Here is a 15730-nt window from a genome sequence, read left to right as displayed (position 1 = left end):
GCGCCTCGGAAGGAGACGGTCCGAGATCTCAGGTGCTGGGACTCGTTTCCCGCAGGCGCCCCACCCACAGGGACAGGGTGCCCCCCACGGCTGCCTCGGCCAGGGCATCCGGATCCACGTGCTCCGTCTCGTCCACCTTGGAGGAGATGAGGGCAATGGTTTCCTCCGCAGTCGCGGCGGCGCGTCGTTCCGGATCGGCGCAGAACTTCCGCACGCTGGTCCCCAGGGTCTTGAGTGGCTGCTCGTCCCGAAACGGGTGGAAGGACTGCATGAACTCCTCCACCGTTTCCTGCACCAGGGGGTCGTCCGTGGCCATGCCCTCGAGCTCAACGAGGCGGGGCAGGAACTTCACGATTTCCAGGTAGGGGAAGTTCTCGCCCTCGGCAGTTTCTGCGGTTTCCTGTCCCCGCTCCGCGGTCTCGTCCGAACGCAGGGTGATGATCAGCTCTTCGGGGTCCAGCTCCAGGTGGGAAAAAACCCTGCGCATCAGGGAGACCTTTGTCCAGGTGCTCGACGATGCGTTCCAGCCGATGCTGTCGTCCAGGCGGTACACGCCGTTCTCGTCCGGGTCGTAGGCCGCGCCTACGCGGAACCAGTCGGAGGTCCGGGCCCACTGGAGGAACTCGTCCCGGTGCTCAACCAGAAGGATCGTGAATACCCGGGCCGTCAGGTCCCGCCAGTTGGCCACCGTGGCGTGGTGCTCGTTCCACGTGAAGGACACAGCAGCCCTGCCCGTGAAGTTGGTGTCCGTTCCCAGTGCTTCCGTGGGCAGCTGCGGTCGGGCCGGTTCGAAGTCGCTCTCGGGATAGATCCAGTAGGTGAGCGCATCTGCGCAGAGACGGCGGGTCCGTGCCGCCAGCTGGTCCTCGCCCCAGTGTTCGGCGCTGCGCATCTCCAGGTTCAACCGGAACGGGGACTCCATGAATCCGTGCTTCATGGTGCGTTTCGTGGAGTACGAAGAGTTCGAGTAGGAGGAGTTGTACCCGGTCACGGTCAGGTTGCCGAGCCGGTTCAACCACTGCTCGTGGATGCGCTGGGCCTCATCACCCAGTTCGTCGTGCCATGCCTGCGTGAGCGTCTGCGGCATGACGTGCTCAATGGTGAGAGACCCGTCCTCAATGCCGTTGGCGATGTCTCTGGTGTCGTTGGAATCCAGGTTCTCCAAGCACTCGAACAGGTACTTCCGACGCTCGCCCTTGAAGTTGTACAGGTTCTTCACCTCAAGACTGCTGATGAACTCAGCGTCATCGGGGAAGGCTCCGGAGCCGGAGCGCTTCCGCAGCGAGTACCCCAGGACTTCGGCGAAGGAACGGTTTTCGGGGCGGATGCGCTTCACGTCCCTGTAGACCGTGGCAAACACCTTGTTCAGCGCATTCGTCGGAACTTCTGCAATGTAGCGACGGAAAATATACGACTCCACGGTGCGGATGCACTCGGCAAGATCGAGGTCCGTGATCTCGCCGGTCTCCCGCGACTCGAAGAGGGGCATGAGCAGGGGGAGCACGACATCGGTCTTCAAGAGGTTGAGCCGGCGAAGACGCAGGTCGATCTTTGAGCTTCCGGTGGTGGCGGTGCGGATCTGGCGGTAGTAGGTGGAGTACTTCCGGACCCCGTCCAGCAGCTCAGCGCCTCGAAGCCCCGTCTCGGTGATGTACTTCTTGAAGGACTCGTAAACCTGGTCCTGGCGGGGGATGCGCGAGGTGCGAGTCACCAGGTACCAGCGCAGGAATGCCCCGGTGTCATAGCCGACGTTGACCTCAATACGGTTCCAGTAGTCGGTGTAGACGCGTTCCTGCTCGTGGACGTCCAGGCCCATCAGAACCAGGTTCCGCACCTTGTCCGCTTCGCTCAGAGCCAGCCCCGTGGAGTTGAGCGATTCGAAGATGCGCTGTGCATCGTCGTGCTGCTCCAGGTCCAGATGCATGACCTCGAGGCGCTCTACCGCGGCCCACAGGTCGTCCCCATCGATGGGCAGTCGGGGGATCTGATCCTTGAAGAAACGGTAGTTGGCGGTCACCGAGGACGTGTCGATGTGATCCGAGTCAGACCTGAACAGCAAGGCGTAGGCGTCCGCATCATGCTTGACGGGCTTGAGCTTGAACCGGGGTGTGTCCTGCTGCTCGTTGAGCAGCAGGAAGCTGGTGCGAATCCTGTGGGCGAGTCCTGGATCGCGCGACTCGAGGGTGCCCTCGTCCAGGAGGTCCGCAAGGGCCAGCATGAGCAGACTGACCGTGGTGAGTCGTTGCTGACCGTCGATCACCACCCACCGCCATGAACCCTCCGGCTGGCCCACCACGGCCCCGAAGAAATGCTTGGGCCGGCCTTGCTGGATGACGTTGACGAGGTCTTCCAGCAGCTGCTGGCACTGTTTCAGCCCCCAGTCGTAGTTGCGCTGGTACACGGGGATCACCAGCTGCCGCTCCTGCATCCCGTACACCTTGAGAACTTCAGTCACCTGTCCGCGCATGGGGCAAGTTTACGAGTCGCGGGAGCAGGCGCTTGGGGCGCCTCCCAGGGGCCTGAAGCGCCCGGCGGTCCCCGGGGCGCGCACAATGGCCCCATGTTCGAGAACTTCGAGACCCACCGCATCCCGGTCCCCGGGGCCACCATCCACGTGCGGACCGCCGGGCGGGGCGAGCCGCTCCTGCTGCTGCACGGCTTCCCGCAGACCCACGCCATGTGGCACCGCCTGGGTCCTGCCCTCGCGCGGGACCACCGCATGGTCGTCGCGGACCTGCGCGGCTACGGAGAATCCACCGCGGCCAGTGAGGACTTCAGCTTCCGGGCCATGGCCGCGGACATGGTGGCCGTGATGCGCCACCTGGGCCACGAGTCCTTCCACGTGGTGGCCCACGACCGCGGCGCCCGCACCGCCCACCGCATGACTCTGGACGCCCCGGACGCCGTGCGCTCCGTGGCGCTGCTGGACATCCTCCCCACCCCCACCGTGTGGGAGCTCATGGACGACTGGCTGGCCATCCGGTACTACCACTGGCTGTTCCTGGCCCAGCCAGCACCCATGCCGCAGGGGCTCATCAGCGCCGAGCCCCTCACGTTCCTGCACGCGGCCCTCGGGGGACTCAGTGGCACTCCCGGTTCCCTGGACACATTCGACCCCGAGGCGCTCGCCGCCTACGAGGCCGCCGCCCAGAACCCGTCGGTGGTGGCCGCGTGGTGCGCGGACTACGCCGCGGCCGCCGGGGTGGACCGGGAGCACGATGACGCCGACCGCGGCACCTCCCGCGACCTCCCCGCCCTGCTGCTCTGGGGCAGCAACGGCGTGGTGGGTGCCCAGACGGATCCGCTGGAGGCGTGGCGGCCGTGGTTGCCGCGCATCACCGGCCGGGCGGTTCCCACCGGGCACTTCATGGTGGAGGAGCGCCCGGACGAGGTGCTGGCGGAGATCCAGGAGCACCTGGCGGCCGCTGCACAAAACTGAGGGGGTCTCCCGTTAGACATGCGAGTGCACTTCCACCGGCGGGAAACTTCGGTTCCCGTGGCGGAAGTGCACTCACCTGCGAGAGGCGACCCAGCGGCGTCGTCCGCGCGGGGCCGTGGCGGGATCAGCCCGGGTTCATCGCCCGCGGCGCGCCCATGCCCGGGTCCACCTGCATGGGGCCGCTGGCGGAGGGACGGATGTCCACGTCGAAGATCTCCGTGGGCAGGTACACCGTGGCGCACGAATTGGGGATGTCCACCACCCCGGAGAAGCGGCCCTCGATGGGCGCGGCGCCCAGCAGCAGGTACGCCTGCTCCTTGGACCAGCCGAACTTGGCGAGGTAGTCGATCGCGTGCAGGATCGCGCGCTGGTAGGACAGGTGCGAGTCCAGGTAGCGCTGCTCGCCGTCGAGCGTCACGGACGTGCCCGAGAACGCCAGCCACTCCGAGTACACGGGACCATTGCGCCCGGGCATGAAGATGGCGTTCTCGCTCACGCCGTAGGTGTCCATGCCGCCCTTGATCACGTCCACGTGGATGTCGATGAAACCGCCCATCTCGATGCCGCCGCAGAACGTGATCTCACCGTCCCCCTGGGAGAAGTGCAGGTCCCCCATGGAGAGGTTCGCCCCGGACACGTACACCGGGTAGAACACGCGCGAGCCCTTGGTGAAGTTCTTGATGTCCTGGTTGCCGCCGTTCTCGCGCGGGGGAGCCGTGCGGGCGCCCTCGCCGGCCACGCGGTCGAAGTCGGTGCCGGTCAGCGAGCCCAGGATCGCGGCGTCGGGTTCGGGTGGCAGAGCCAGCGGGGGCACGCGCTGCGGGTCGGTGGCGATCAGATCGCCCTCGCGCTTGTTCCACGTTTTCAGCAGCTCGGAGGACGGCGCGGTGCCCATGAGACCGGGGTGGACCATGCCCGTGAACTTCACGCCGGGGATGTGCCGGGACGTGCACTCGCCGCCGCAGAAGTCCCACACGGCCTTGTAGGCGTCCGGGAACTGGTCCACCAGGAAGCTGCCGCCGTTCTTCTGCGCGAAGATCCCCGTGTAGCCCCAGCCCTGACCGGCCAGCGGGCCCTCCTCCTGCGGGATGGGACCCACGTCCAGGATGTCCACGATCAGCAGGTCGCCGGGCTCCGCGCCCTCGATCCGGAACGGCCCCGACAGCGCGTGCACCCGGTTCAGGGGTGCGTCCCGGATGTCGTCCGCGGAGTCGTCGTTCTTGATGGCGCCGTCGAACCACTCGCGGCAGTCGATGCGGTAGCTCTCGCCGCGCTTGAGCGTGGCGACGGGCGGGATCTCCGGGTGCCAGCGGTTGTGACCGGTCAGCTTCTGCTCGGTGAAGGGCTTGGTGGAGTCCAGCGGGAAAATCACTTCTGGCATGGTCCGTGACCTTTCTGGAGAGCCCCGCGGGCGGTTCCCGCGCGGCAGTGCGGGGAAGCTAGGGCCGCGGCAGCTTCGCGTGCCGGGGATCCCGGGTCACGGCAGGGGCCGCTCCGGGGGCGCTGGGCTGGCGGGGCAGGGAGCGGACGACGTCGGGCGCGTCAGCCGTGCGGGCGGCGTCGTCGATCGCGCGCGCCCGGGGAGAGTTCGCGCGGGACAGGCCCACCGCGGAGAAGACGCGCCGTGCGTCCGCGCCGCACGCGGGGCAGTCCTGGGAGCGCGGCACCTGCGCCATGGCGTGGTGGGCGTCGAACGGCCCGCAGGCCTCGCACCGGAACTCGTAGACGGGCATGGACGCTCCCTTCGCGCGTGTGAGCCACAATACAACCCGGTCTGCGGAGGGGACAGGCCCGACCGCTCGGGGTGGGTGGCGCGACGCGCAGGGAGAGGTTCTGCCCCCGGAAACGCACTTTCCGGGGGCAGAACCTCTCCTCACACGCCCCGCCCCTCGCGAACTGGCCGTGCGCGGAGGAGGCACGCGGGCGACGTCGTGCCCCGCCTCCGCGCGCGCCGGTCAGTTCAGCGGGCCCACCGCAGACTCGACCGTGCGCACCAGGCGCCCCGAGGCCACGTACTCCTCGGCGGCCTCGATCTCCGGTGCCATGAAGCGGTCCTCGCCGGGCGCGCCCACGCGGCCGTCGAGGTCCGCAATGACCGCCGACGCCGCCGCGCCGGGTTCCAGGGGCGCGCGCAGGGCAATCGCGCGGGTGGAGGAGAGCAGCTCGATCGCGAGCACGCGGCGCAGGTTCAGCACGGCCTGGCGCAGCTTGCGGGCGGCGTGCCAGCCCATGGACACGTGGTCCTCCTGCATCGCGGAGCTGGGGATCGAGTCCACGGACGCCGGGGCGGCCAGGCGCTTCATGTCCGAGACCAGCCCGGCCTGGGTGTACTGCGCGATCATCAGCCCGGAGTCCGTGCCCGGGTCCTCCGCGAGGAACGGGGGCAGGCCGTGGGAACGGGCAGGGTCGAGCATGCGGTCGGTGCGCCGCTCGGACATCGACGCGAGGTCTGCGATGGGGATGGCCAGGAAGTCCAGCACGTAGGCCACAGGGGCGCCGTGGAAGTTGCCGTTGGAGCTCACGGTGCCGTCGTCCAGGACCACGGGGTTGTCCACGGCGGCGGCGAGCTCCTGCTGCGCGACGGTCAGCGCGTAGCGGGCGGTGTCCCGGCTGCCGCCCGCCACCTGGGGGGCGCAGCGCAGGGAGTAGGCGTCCTGCACGCGGTCGTCGCCCACGCGGTGGGAGGCCACGATGCCGGAGCCCTCCAGCACCTTGAGCATGTTCGCGGCGGCATACTTCTGGCCCGGGTGGGGGCGCAGCGGCTCGTGCAGCTCGGGGACGAACACGCGGTCCGTGCCCAGCAGACCCTCCACGGAGAACGCGGCGGTGATGTCCGCGGCGGTGAGCAGGTTCTGCAGGTCCGCCAGCGCCATGATGAGCTGGCCCAGCATGCCGTCCGTGCCGTTGATCAGCGCCAGGCCCTCCTTCTCGGCGAGGGTCACGGGCTCGATCCCGGCCTCGGCGAGCAGCTCGGGCACGGGACGCTCGGTGCCGTCGGGTCCGACGGCGCGGCCCTCGCCCATGAGCACGAGCGCGCAGTGGGCGAGCGGGGCCAGGTCACCCGAGCAGCCCAGCGAGCCGAACTCGTGCACCACCGGGGTGATGCCCGCGTTGAGCACGGCGAGCATGGTCTCCAGGGTCTCCACGCGGATGCCCGTGTGCCCGGAGGCCAGGGTCTTGGCGCGCAGGAACATCAGCGCCCGCACCACCTCCCGCTCCACGGTGGGCCCGGTGCCCGCGGCGTGGGAGCGCACCAGGGACTTCTGCAGCCGCGTGCGCTTCTCCAGCGGGATGTGCTTGTTGGCCAGCGCCCCGAAGCCGGTGGAGATCCCGTACGCGGGCACGTCCGACGCCGCCAGCTCGTCGATGTGGCGGCGCACCTTGGCGACGTGCTCGCGGGCCTCGTCGGTCAGCTCCACGCGGGCGTCGTGGCGGGCGACGGCGATGACGTCACCCACCGTGACGCCGGAGGAGCCCAGCTGCACGGTGGTGGGGAGGTCGGTGTCGAAGAGAGTCATGGGGAAGGGTCCTTCCGGTCGGGAGTGGTTCGGGCGAAGTGTGTCAGGGCAGTCCGGGTGCCGCGCGCTAGGTGAGCAGCTTCACGAGGGGAGTGGCGATGAGAATGGTGAGGGCCACGCGCTCGAACCAGATGACCACCAGCGATCGGATGGAGACCGGGATCCTGGTGGCCAGGATGGAGGGCACGAGAGCGGAGAAGAAGATGATCGCGGAGACGCAGACAATCGCGATCACCAGGCGCAGGACGAGCGAGTCCTGCCCGGCCACCAGGGTGGCGGGGAGGAACATCTCCGCGATGCCCGTGGCCGACGCCTTGCCCGCCAGCAGCGGCTCCGGCAGGCCCACGATCCAGGCGAACGGCACGAAGAGGTACCCCAGCCAGTCGAAGAGAGGGGTATAGCGGGCCAGCACCAGTCCGAGCAGACCGGTCGAGAGGATCGACGGGAGGATGGACATGGCCATGCGCAGGCCGTCCCGGAGGTTGTCCCACACGTTGCGGCCCAGGCTGGGGGCGGTGTGCAGGGCCTCGCGCGCCTCGGCCCACGCGTGGTGGAAGCGACGGCCGGTGACCAGCTTCTCCGGCTGGTGCTCCACGCCGGGGTAGGGGTCGTCCGGGATGCGGCTCAGCGGCGGGATCCGCACGGTGATGGCGGTGACCAGGAAGGTGACCACCAGGGCCAGCCAGAAGTAGAGCAGCCAGTGGTCCATGAGGTCCAGGGCCTTGGCCACGATGACCATGAAGCTCGCGGACACCGTGGAGAAGCCCGTGGCAATGACGGCGGCTTCCCGCGCCGTGTAGCGACCCTCCCGGTAGACGCGGTCGGTGAGCAGCAGCGCCAGGGAGTAGCTGCCCACGAAGGACGCCACGGCGTCGATGGCCGAACGGCCCGGGGTGCGCCACACCGGACGCATGACAGGCTGCAGGAACACCCCGATGAACTCCATGAGTCCGTACCCGATGAGCAGGGCCAGGAACACGGCCCCGATGGGCACGATCAGCCCCACCGGGATCACCAGGGAGTTGAAGAGGAACGGGCCCATGTCCTTGGCCATGAGCCAGTCCGGACCCACACCGAAGACCAGAGCGCATCCCACCACCAGGCCGAGGATGTTCAGGAAGGCGAACACCATCTTCACCGGGGACGCCCGCCAGGAACCCGTGACGAACGGGAACACCGTGCCCGCCAGAATCACTGCCAGCGCGTAGTACGGCACGGCGGCACCCACGTTCTCCCGGAGCCACGTGACGATGTGGTCCAACGGGATGGTGCTCTTGCCGCCGACGGTGACGGGCACGAAGAACATGAAGATGCCGATGGCGCTGTAGAGCACGAAACGCAGCACATCGGCGCGGTTGGTGCGCGCGGGTTCCTGGAGCGTGCTCATTTCACATCCTCGTGACGGGTGAATCGTGGGTGGTGGTCGTGTGCCGCGGAGTGCGGCAGTGCCGGGCGGGGTTCGATCCGGGAGGCCCCGCGGCACACCGCATGGCCTCCCGCTCAGATCTCCCGGCGGCCCGCCCGCCACACACCCCACGTCAGGGGCATGCCGGGGCGGTAGGCCAGGTGCACGGCCTGCGGGGCGTCCAGCACGTGCAGGTCCGCGCGCGTTCCCACGGCGAGGTGGCCCACGGCGGGCCGGCCCGGGGTGGAGACGTCACGACGCAGCGCCTTCGCACCGCCGAGCGTCGCCGCACGGATGGCCTCGGCCACCGTGAGCTTCATCTGCAGCACCGCGGTGGCCACGCAGAAGTTCATGGACGTGGTGTAGCTGGTGCCGGGGTTGCAGTTGGAGGCGATCGCCACGGTGGCTCCCGCGTCCAGCAGCTCACGGGCAGGGGCCAGCGGGGCACGGGTGGACAGGTCGCACGCCGGCAGCACGGTGGCCACGGTGTCCGAGCCGGCCAGCGCCGCCACGTCCTCGTCCGAGAGGAAGTTGCAGTGGTCCACGGATGCCGCCCCCAGCTCCACGGCGAGGGACACACCCTCACCGGGGCCGATCTGGTTGCCGTGCACCCGCAGCCCGAGCCCCGCATCCCGGCACGCCTCCAGCACGCGGCGGGACTGCTCCGGATTGAACGCGCCGCGCTCGCAGAACACGTCCGCCCACTGCACGTACGGGGTCACGGCCTCGAGCATGGGCCCGCACACCGTCTCCACGTACTCGTCCGCGTCCACGCCCTCGGGCACCAGGTGGGCGCCCAGGAACGTGACCTCGTCCGCGGCGTCCGCGGCGATCTTCGCGGCGCGCAGCTCCTGCTCGACGTCCAGGCCGTAGCCCGTCTTCGTCTCCAGGTAGGTGGTGCCACCGGCCACGGCATCCCGCACGCGCCCGGCCACGAGCCCGCGCAGGGTCTCGTCACTGGCTTCCCGGGTGGCGTTCGTGGTCACGCCGATGCCGCCCGCCGCGTATGCCTCACCGGCCATACGCGCCGCGAATTCCTCCCCGCGGTCCCCGGCGAACACCAGGTGCGTGTGCGAGTCCACCCAGCCGGGCAGCACCGCGCGTCCCTCCACGTCCACGGCGCGGTCCGCCGTGGGCGCCTCGGAGGCGCGTCCCACCCACGCGATCAGCCCGTTCTCGACGACGACGGCCGCGTCCCTGAGCACGGAGTCCTCGCCCCGCCCGGGGTCCACGGTGTGCAGCTCGCCGATGCCGGTGATGAGCTCACTCACTGGACCGCGTCCCGGGTGGTGGCGAGGTCGTTGTGCATGGGGATGTTGACGCCGCGCTCGTCCGCCACCTGGATGGCACGCTCGTAGCCGGCGTCCGCGTGGCGGATCACGCCCATGCCGGGGTCGTTGGTGAGCAGACGCTCGAGCTTCTCGGCCGCGAGATCGGTGCCGTCCGCCACCGTGACCTGACCCGCGTGGATGGACCGGCCGATGCCCACGCCGCCGCCGTGGTGGATGGACACCCAGGTGGCACCGGAGGACGCGGCGGTGAGCGCGTTGAGCAGGGGCCAGTCCGCGATGGCGTCCGAGCCGTCCTTCATGGACTCGGTCTCGCGGTAGGGGGAGGCCACCGAACCGGAGTCCAGGTGGTCGCGGCCGATCACGATGGGCGCGGAGACCTTGCCCTCGGCCACGAGCTGGTTGAAGAGCAGCCCGGCCTTGTGGCGCTCGCCGTAGCCCAGCCAGCAGATGCGCGCGGGCAGGCCCTCGAACTCCACGTGCTCCTGCGCGGCGTCGATCCACTCGTGCAGGTGCGTGTTGTCCGGGAAGAGCTCCTTGATCGCGTTGTCCGTGACCTCGATGTCCTTGGGGTCGCCGGAGAGCGCCACCCAGCGGAACGGGCCGAGGCCCTCGCAGAACAGCGGGCGGATGTACGCCGGGACGAAGCCCGGGAACTCGAACGCGCGGGTGTAGCCGGCGTGGCGGGCCTCGTCCCGGATGGAGTTGCCGTAGTCGAAGACCTCGGCGCCCTCGTCCTGGAACTCCACCATCGCCTGCACCTGCGCGGCCATGGCCTCGCGGGCCTTCTTGGTGAACCCGATCGGATCCGCCTTGGCCTCGGCATCCCACTGCTCCACGGTGAACTCGGTGGGCAGGTAGGACAGGGGATCGTGCGCGGAGGTCTGGTCGGTCACGACGTCCACGGAGATCTCGCCCGCACGGTGGCGGCGCAGCAGCTCCGGGAACACGTCCGCGGCGTTGCCCACGTACCCCACGGACAGCGCGCGGTGCTCGTTCTTGGCCGCCATGACCTTGGCGAGGGCGGTGTCCAGGTCCGTCTCCACCTCGTCCAGGTAGCGCTTGGACTGGCGGCGCTTCAGACGCATCTCGTCCACGTCCACGACGAGGCACGCCCCGCCGTTGAGCGTCACCGCGAGCGGCTGGGCGCCGCCCATGCCGCCGCAGCCGCCGGTGATGGTCAGGGTGCCGGCCAGGGTGGGCTCGGGGATGCGGCCCTCCTCGTGCATCTTGCGGGCGACGGCGTAGAACGTCTCATAGGTGCCCTGCAGGATGCCCTGCGTGGCGATGTAGATCCAGGACCCGGCGGTCATCTGGCCGTACATCATGAGGCCCTCGTCCTCGAGCTTGCGGAACTCGGGCCACGTGGCCCAGTCGCCCACCAGGTTGGAGTTGGCGATCAGCACGCGCGGGGCCCACTTGTTGGTGCGCAGCACGCCCACGGGCTTGCCGGACTGCACCAGCAGCGTCTCGTCCTCCTCGAGCTCCTTGAGGGTCTTGACGATGGCGTCGAACGCCTCCCAGCTGCGGGCCGCGCGGCCGGTGCCGCCGTAGACCACCAGGTCGTCAGGGCGCTCGGCGACCTCCGGGTCCAGGTTGTTCATGAGCATGCGCATCGGCGCTTCGGTCTGCCAGCTCTTGGCGCTGATCTCGGTGCCGCGGGGTGCGCGGACGGGGCGGGCGTTGGGCAGTGCCATGAGTGGTCCTCCTGGTGCGGGTCGGTCCGGGGCGCGTGAGGCCGCGGACGGGGAATGAGTCCATGGGACCACGGGCGGTGACGGGGGTCACGGGTTCTGGAGGGGGTTGTGTCTGGGATGCCAGACAGGTGCATCGCGGTAGTTCCTTGGTGCCGTGTCGAGGTGCGAAATGCTTTGCAGGTGGAATTGGGTGTTCCTGTGTTAATTCACTGGAGGTTTCAGAGGTGATGACCAGGCCCCGCACCGTGGAGGAAATTCTTGCTGACGCCGATGAGCTGGCTACGCGCTTCGAAGAGCATGAGCCGCGACCCGATAACGAGCTGGACGTGGATGCGATCACGGCTCTGCGTGCGGCCGCTGCGGAACGGCATGACATCGACGCAGTGTGGGTGACCCGTCATGCAGGCATGTCGTCGGCTGCAATCGGAACGTTCGGCGGAACGACCGGTGAGGCCGCTCGGCAGCAGTACACGCGGCTCGTGGCCTGACAGTGGTTGCCCGAGTCAACAACGTCACGCCCCCCTAACACCTCGATGTAGGGAGGGGTGCCGTTGTGCATGCGGGCATGGGTGCAGGGGGCCTGGGCGTGGCGCTGCGGGCGCGGGGCATTCCGCATCGGGTGGGTGCCCCATCCGGGATTCCCGGACCGTCATCCCCCGCCCCCCGGCACCGCCCCGTGCAAGCGCCGAGTCAGCGTCTCCGCCGTCCGCCGCACGTGCCCCACCAGCTCTGCCCGCCGCTCGTCGTCGATCTTGTGCCCCAGGAACGTGAGCGCCACCCCCGCCACCGGCAGTCCCCGATGGTCGTGGGCCGCGACCGCCACGGACGCGAAGTTCGGCGTCACGTCCCCCTCCTCCACGGCCCAGCCGCGCTCCCGGGTCCGCGAAAGCTCGGCCCGCAGCTGACTCGGAGTCGTGATCGCCGTGCTCTCCCACCGGGACGCGAACGACGCCCGGTCCGGGTACAGCGCCCGCACCTGCGCCGCGGGCAGTCCCGCGAGCATCGACCGTCCGCTCGCCGTGAGGTGCGCCGGAATGCGCACCCCCACGTTCGTCACCAGCGACGGCTTGTACGGCGCCCGCTCCTCCACCACGTAGACCACGTCCCGCCCGTGCATCACCGCCAGGTGCGCGTTCTCGCCCACCGCGTCCACGAGCGCGCGCAGCAGCGGCTCGCCCAGCCGCGCCATCGGGTCCTGCCGCGTGTACGCCGAGGACAGCTCGAACGCCGCGATCCCCAGCCCGTACAGCCGCTCCTCGGGCAGGTGAACCACGAACCCCTGCTCCGTCATCACCGCCAGCAGGTGGTACACGCTGGACCGCGGCAGCTCCAGCGCCGTCGCAATCGACGACGCCGCCACCGGCCCCTTCCGCGACGCCAGGAACCGCAGAATCCGCAACGTGTTCTGCGCCGCGGGGACTTTGGCTCCGGTCATCGCGTTCCCTTCGGTCGGTGTCAGCTCTGGCGGACGACGCCGCGCGGCCACCGCGCGTGTCCCCGGTCCGGTGTGTCGTACGATCTGCGTGTCTGGAATACCAGACGATATCTGGTGTGCGCCCTCGTCGCCGTGCCCCGTGGTGGGATTGGCTGGGGGCAGCGTAATTCAGATCACACCCGCGGGCGCCCGGCACCGTGCCACGCTGGGGGCAGGCACCGCAGGAAAGGGCGTTCCATGAATCCCACCCGGATCATTCCACCGGACGACTCCGTCTGGAGCGGACGAACGGACGGGGGCACCCCCGAGTACCTGCGCTGGCACCAGAAGGTGCGCCCAGAATCAGGCGACCAGGGCAGCGCCACCGAGGGCCCCGCCGTCGAACTCATCGGCTTCTCCTGCGACGAGGGCGTGCGCCGCAACAAGGGCCGCGTGGGCGCCTCCGAGGGTCCGGACGCCCTGCGCGGTGCACTCGCCCCTCTGGCGATGCATACCAACTTCGGCATCCACGACGCCGGCACCGTGGTGGTCCCGGACCGCAACCTGGAGGACGGCCAGGACACCCTGGGCCATCAGGTCGCACGCCTCCTGGACACCGGCAACCCCGTGGTCGTCCTGGGCGGCGGCCACGACACGGCGTGGGGCAGCTACCTGGGCCGCACCCGTAGCAACCGCCTGCGGGACAAGCGCGTGGGCGTGCTGAACCTGGACGCCCACTTCGACCTGCGGCAGGCGGACGAGCCGTCCTCCGGCACCCCGTTCCTGCAGATGGCCCGCGCGGACCAGGAGGCGGGCCGCACGTTCGACTACACCGTGCTGGGCATCAGCGAGCCCAACAACACCGGCGTCCTGTTCCGCACCGCGGACGAGCTGGGCGTCGAGTTCCTCACGGACGAGCAGTGCCAGCCGAGCCACCTCGACGCCGTCCTGGAGGTCGTGGACCGTCTTATGGAGCGCGTGGACGCCATCCACCTGAGCATCGACCTGGACGTCCTCCCCGCCGCCGTGGCGCCCGGCGTGAGCGCCCCGGCCGGATACGGTGTTCCCCTGGAGACCATCCAGGCCGTGTGCCACCGCGTGGCCCGCAGCGGCAAACTGGTCCTGGTGGACGTGGTGGAGCTGCTGCCGCGGATGGACGTGGACGGTCGCACCGCCCGCGCCGCCGCGCGCCTCATCACCACCCTGGCCCACGACGCCCTGAACACGACGACGCCGCCCCCGGCCGCCGCGGGCACGTCCCCGCACGCGGGAGGCGCCGCCGCGTCGTCGCCCTCCCCGCGCGCCGGGGGTGACGCGGCGACGTCGTCCCCCGGGGCGGCGACTACCGCATCAACCGCCCGCCCCGCACTGACCCCACCCACCGGCCTCGCCGGGAACACCACGGGAGATCACCGATGAGCAGTTCCACCCCGCAGCAGCCCGCTCCGCAGGTGCCCCCGCAGGAGAACCACACCCTGTCCCGCGGCCTGAGCATGCGCCACATCCAGTTCATCGCGCTGGGCTCGGCGATCGGCACCGGGCTGTTCTACGGCTCGGCCACCGCCATCCAGGCGGCCGGCCCGTCGGTGATCCTCGCGTACCTGATCGCCGGAGCGGTGGTCTACATGGTCATGCGCGCCCTGGGTGAGATGGCCGTGCGCCACCCCGTCCCGGGTTCGTTCGGCCAGTACGCCGCGCGCTACCTGGGCCCGTTCGCGGGCTTCGTCACGGGCTGGACGTTCGTGTTCGAGATGATCGTGGTGGCCATCGCGGACGTCACCGCGTTCGGCGTGTACATGGGCTTCTGGTTCCCGGACACGCCCCGTTGGATCTGGGTGGCCGCTGTGATCCTGTTCATCGCCGCCATCAACACGCGCAACGTGAAGATCTTCGGTGAGCTCGAGTTCTGGCTGACCATCATCAAGGTGGGTGCCATCCTGGCGATGATCGTGGGCGGCATCGTGCTCATGGTGATCGGCGTCTCCTACGCCCCCGGCGAGCCCGTGGGCGTGCAGAACCTGGTGGACCACGGCGGCTTCCTGCCCAACGGCGTGGGTGGCCTGCTGGCCGCACTGTCCGTGGTGGTCTTCGCGTTCGGCGGCATCGAGACCATCGGCATCACCGCCGGTGAAGCCGGTGATCCGGCCTGCTCCATCCCCAAGGCCGTCAACGCCGTGCCCGCCCGCATTCTGCTGTTCTACGTGGGCACCATGGTGGTGCTGATGTCCCTGGTGCCGTGGACCGAGATCACCGGCGAGGCCAGCCCGTTCGTGCAGATCTTCTCCGCCCTGGGTATTCCCGCTGCGGCATCCATCCTCAACGTGGTGGTCATCGTCGCCGCCATCTCCGCGATCAACGCCGACACCTTCGGCGCGGGCCGCATGCTCTTCGGCCTCGCGGAGCAGGGCCAGGCGCCCCGGGCCTTCACCAAGGTCTCCCGCAACGGCGTCCCGTGGCTCACCGTGGTGGTCATGGGCATCGCCCTGGGCATCGGCGCGGTTCTCAACGCTGTGATCCCCGAGGACGTGTTCCTCATCATCGCCTCGATCGCCACGTTCGCCACCGTGTGGGTGTGGCTCATGATCCTGCTCTCGCACATCGCCATGAGGCGGGAGATCGAGCGCAAGAACCGCCCCGAGTCCGAGTTCAAGGTCCCGTTCTGGCCCGTGGCCTCGTGGGCCGCGACCGTCGGCATCCTGTTCGTGATCGTGCTGCTCGGCTGGTTCCCGGACACCCGCGTGGCGCTGATCGTGGGCGTCGTGTGGCTCGTGCTCCTGGGCGTGGGCTACGCGCTGTTCGTCCGGGGCAGCGGCCGCCACCGCCCGCCGCTGGACGACCACACCGCGCTGATCACCCTGCCCCGCAGCTGATCCCCGCCTGCTGAGAGCCCCGGCCCGTTCGCGAGCCGGGGCTTTCCCATGCCCGGACGACGACGCCGCACGGCCGGGTCCGCGCGCTCCGTCACGCG

General features: G+C 69.6%; 12 protein-coding genes. 4 read left to right on the top strand and 8 right to left on the bottom strand.

The features are described 5' to 3' along the window. Positions 1-28: 28 nt before the first annotated feature. Positions 29-2467 carry a DUF262 domain-containing protein gene (locus tag DNL27_RS00295; protein ID WP_112234355.1) on the bottom strand — a complete coding sequence of 813 codons (2439 nt, stop codon included), beginning with the start codon at positions 2465-2467 and terminating at the stop codon, positions 29-31. A gap of 93 nt (positions 2468-2560) precedes the next feature. Between DNL27_RS00295 and DNL27_RS00290 the strand changes: the two genes are divergently transcribed. Continuing rightward, positions 2561-3439 (top strand): alpha/beta fold hydrolase, encoded by an 879-nt coding sequence (locus DNL27_RS00290; RefSeq protein WP_112234354.1) that lies wholly within the window; start codon positions 2561-2563, stop codon positions 3437-3439. Positions 3440-3563: 124 nt separating this feature from the next. On the opposite strand, the gene fmdA is transcribed toward DNL27_RS00290, so the two are convergent. The 6 genes from fmdA to DNL27_RS00260 form a co-directional block, all read right to left on the bottom strand. Then, positions 3564-4820 carry a formamidase gene (gene fmdA, locus DNL27_RS00285; protein ID WP_112234353.1) on the bottom strand — a complete coding sequence of 419 codons (1257 nt, stop codon included), beginning with the start codon at positions 4818-4820 and terminating at the stop codon, positions 3564-3566. A 58-nt stretch (positions 4821-4878) separates the two neighbouring features. Further along, complete coding sequence (locus DNL27_RS00280) at positions 4879-5172, bottom strand: FmdB family zinc ribbon protein (RefSeq protein WP_112234352.1); 294 nt, start codon at positions 5170-5172, stop codon at positions 4879-4881. A gap of 222 nt (positions 5173-5394) precedes the next feature. After that, positions 5395-6957: a histidine ammonia-lyase gene (gene hutH / locus DNL27_RS00275; RefSeq protein ID WP_112234351.1), complete on the bottom strand. Its 1563-nt coding sequence runs from the start codon at positions 6955-6957 to the stop codon at positions 5395-5397. Between the two features lie 67 nt (positions 6958-7024). Continuing rightward, entirely contained in the window at positions 7025-8344 is a 1320-nt protein-coding gene (locus DNL27_RS00270; protein ID WP_112234350.1) for a YjiH family protein, read from the bottom strand. Positions 8345-8457: 113 nt separating this feature from the next. Next, positions 8458-9633, bottom strand: a complete 1176-nt coding sequence (gene hutI, locus DNL27_RS00265) for an imidazolonepropionase (RefSeq protein WP_112234349.1) — start codon at positions 9631-9633, stop codon at positions 8458-8460. Next, positions 9630-11348, bottom strand: a complete 1719-nt coding sequence (locus DNL27_RS00260) for a urocanate hydratase (RefSeq protein WP_112234348.1) — start codon at positions 11346-11348, stop codon at positions 9630-9632. The genes hutI and DNL27_RS00260 overlap by 4 nt, the downstream gene beginning before the upstream one ends. A 245-nt stretch (positions 11349-11593) precedes the next feature. On the opposite strand from DNL27_RS00260, the gene DNL27_RS00255 reads away from it, so the two are divergent. Next, positions 11594-11836, top strand: coding sequence for a hypothetical protein (locus DNL27_RS00255; RefSeq protein WP_239494393.1), 243 nt, complete (start codon positions 11594-11596; stop codon positions 11834-11836). Between the two features lie 161 nt (positions 11837-11997). Here the strand turns inward: DNL27_RS00255 and DNL27_RS00250 are convergent, their stop codons facing one another. After that, positions 11998-12783 (bottom strand): IclR family transcriptional regulator, encoded by a 786-nt coding sequence (locus DNL27_RS00250; RefSeq protein ID WP_112234346.1) that lies wholly within the window; start codon positions 12781-12783, stop codon positions 11998-12000. Positions 12784-13020: 237 nt separating this feature from the next. On the opposite strand from DNL27_RS00250, the gene hutG reads away from it, so the two are divergent. After that, positions 13021-14181 (top strand): formimidoylglutamase, encoded by a 1161-nt coding sequence (hutG, locus tag DNL27_RS00245; protein ID WP_112234345.1) that lies wholly within the window; start codon positions 13021-13023, stop codon positions 14179-14181. Beyond that, positions 14178-15632: an amino acid permease gene (locus DNL27_RS00240; protein ID WP_112234344.1), complete on the top strand. Its 1455-nt coding sequence runs from the start codon at positions 14178-14180 to the stop codon at positions 15630-15632. Before hutG ends, DNL27_RS00240 begins: the two co-directional genes overlap by 4 nt. The last annotated feature ends 98 nt before the right edge of the window (positions 15633-15730 follow it).

Origin of the sequence: Kocuria sp. BT304 (assembly GCF_003290245.1) — a bacterium.
Classification (GTDB): Bacteria; Actinomycetota; Actinomycetes; order Actinomycetales; family Micrococcaceae; genus Kocuria; species Kocuria rhizophila_A.
The sequence above is the reverse complement of the archived record's forward strand: the minus strand, read 5'-3'. Positions and strand labels throughout refer to the sequence as shown.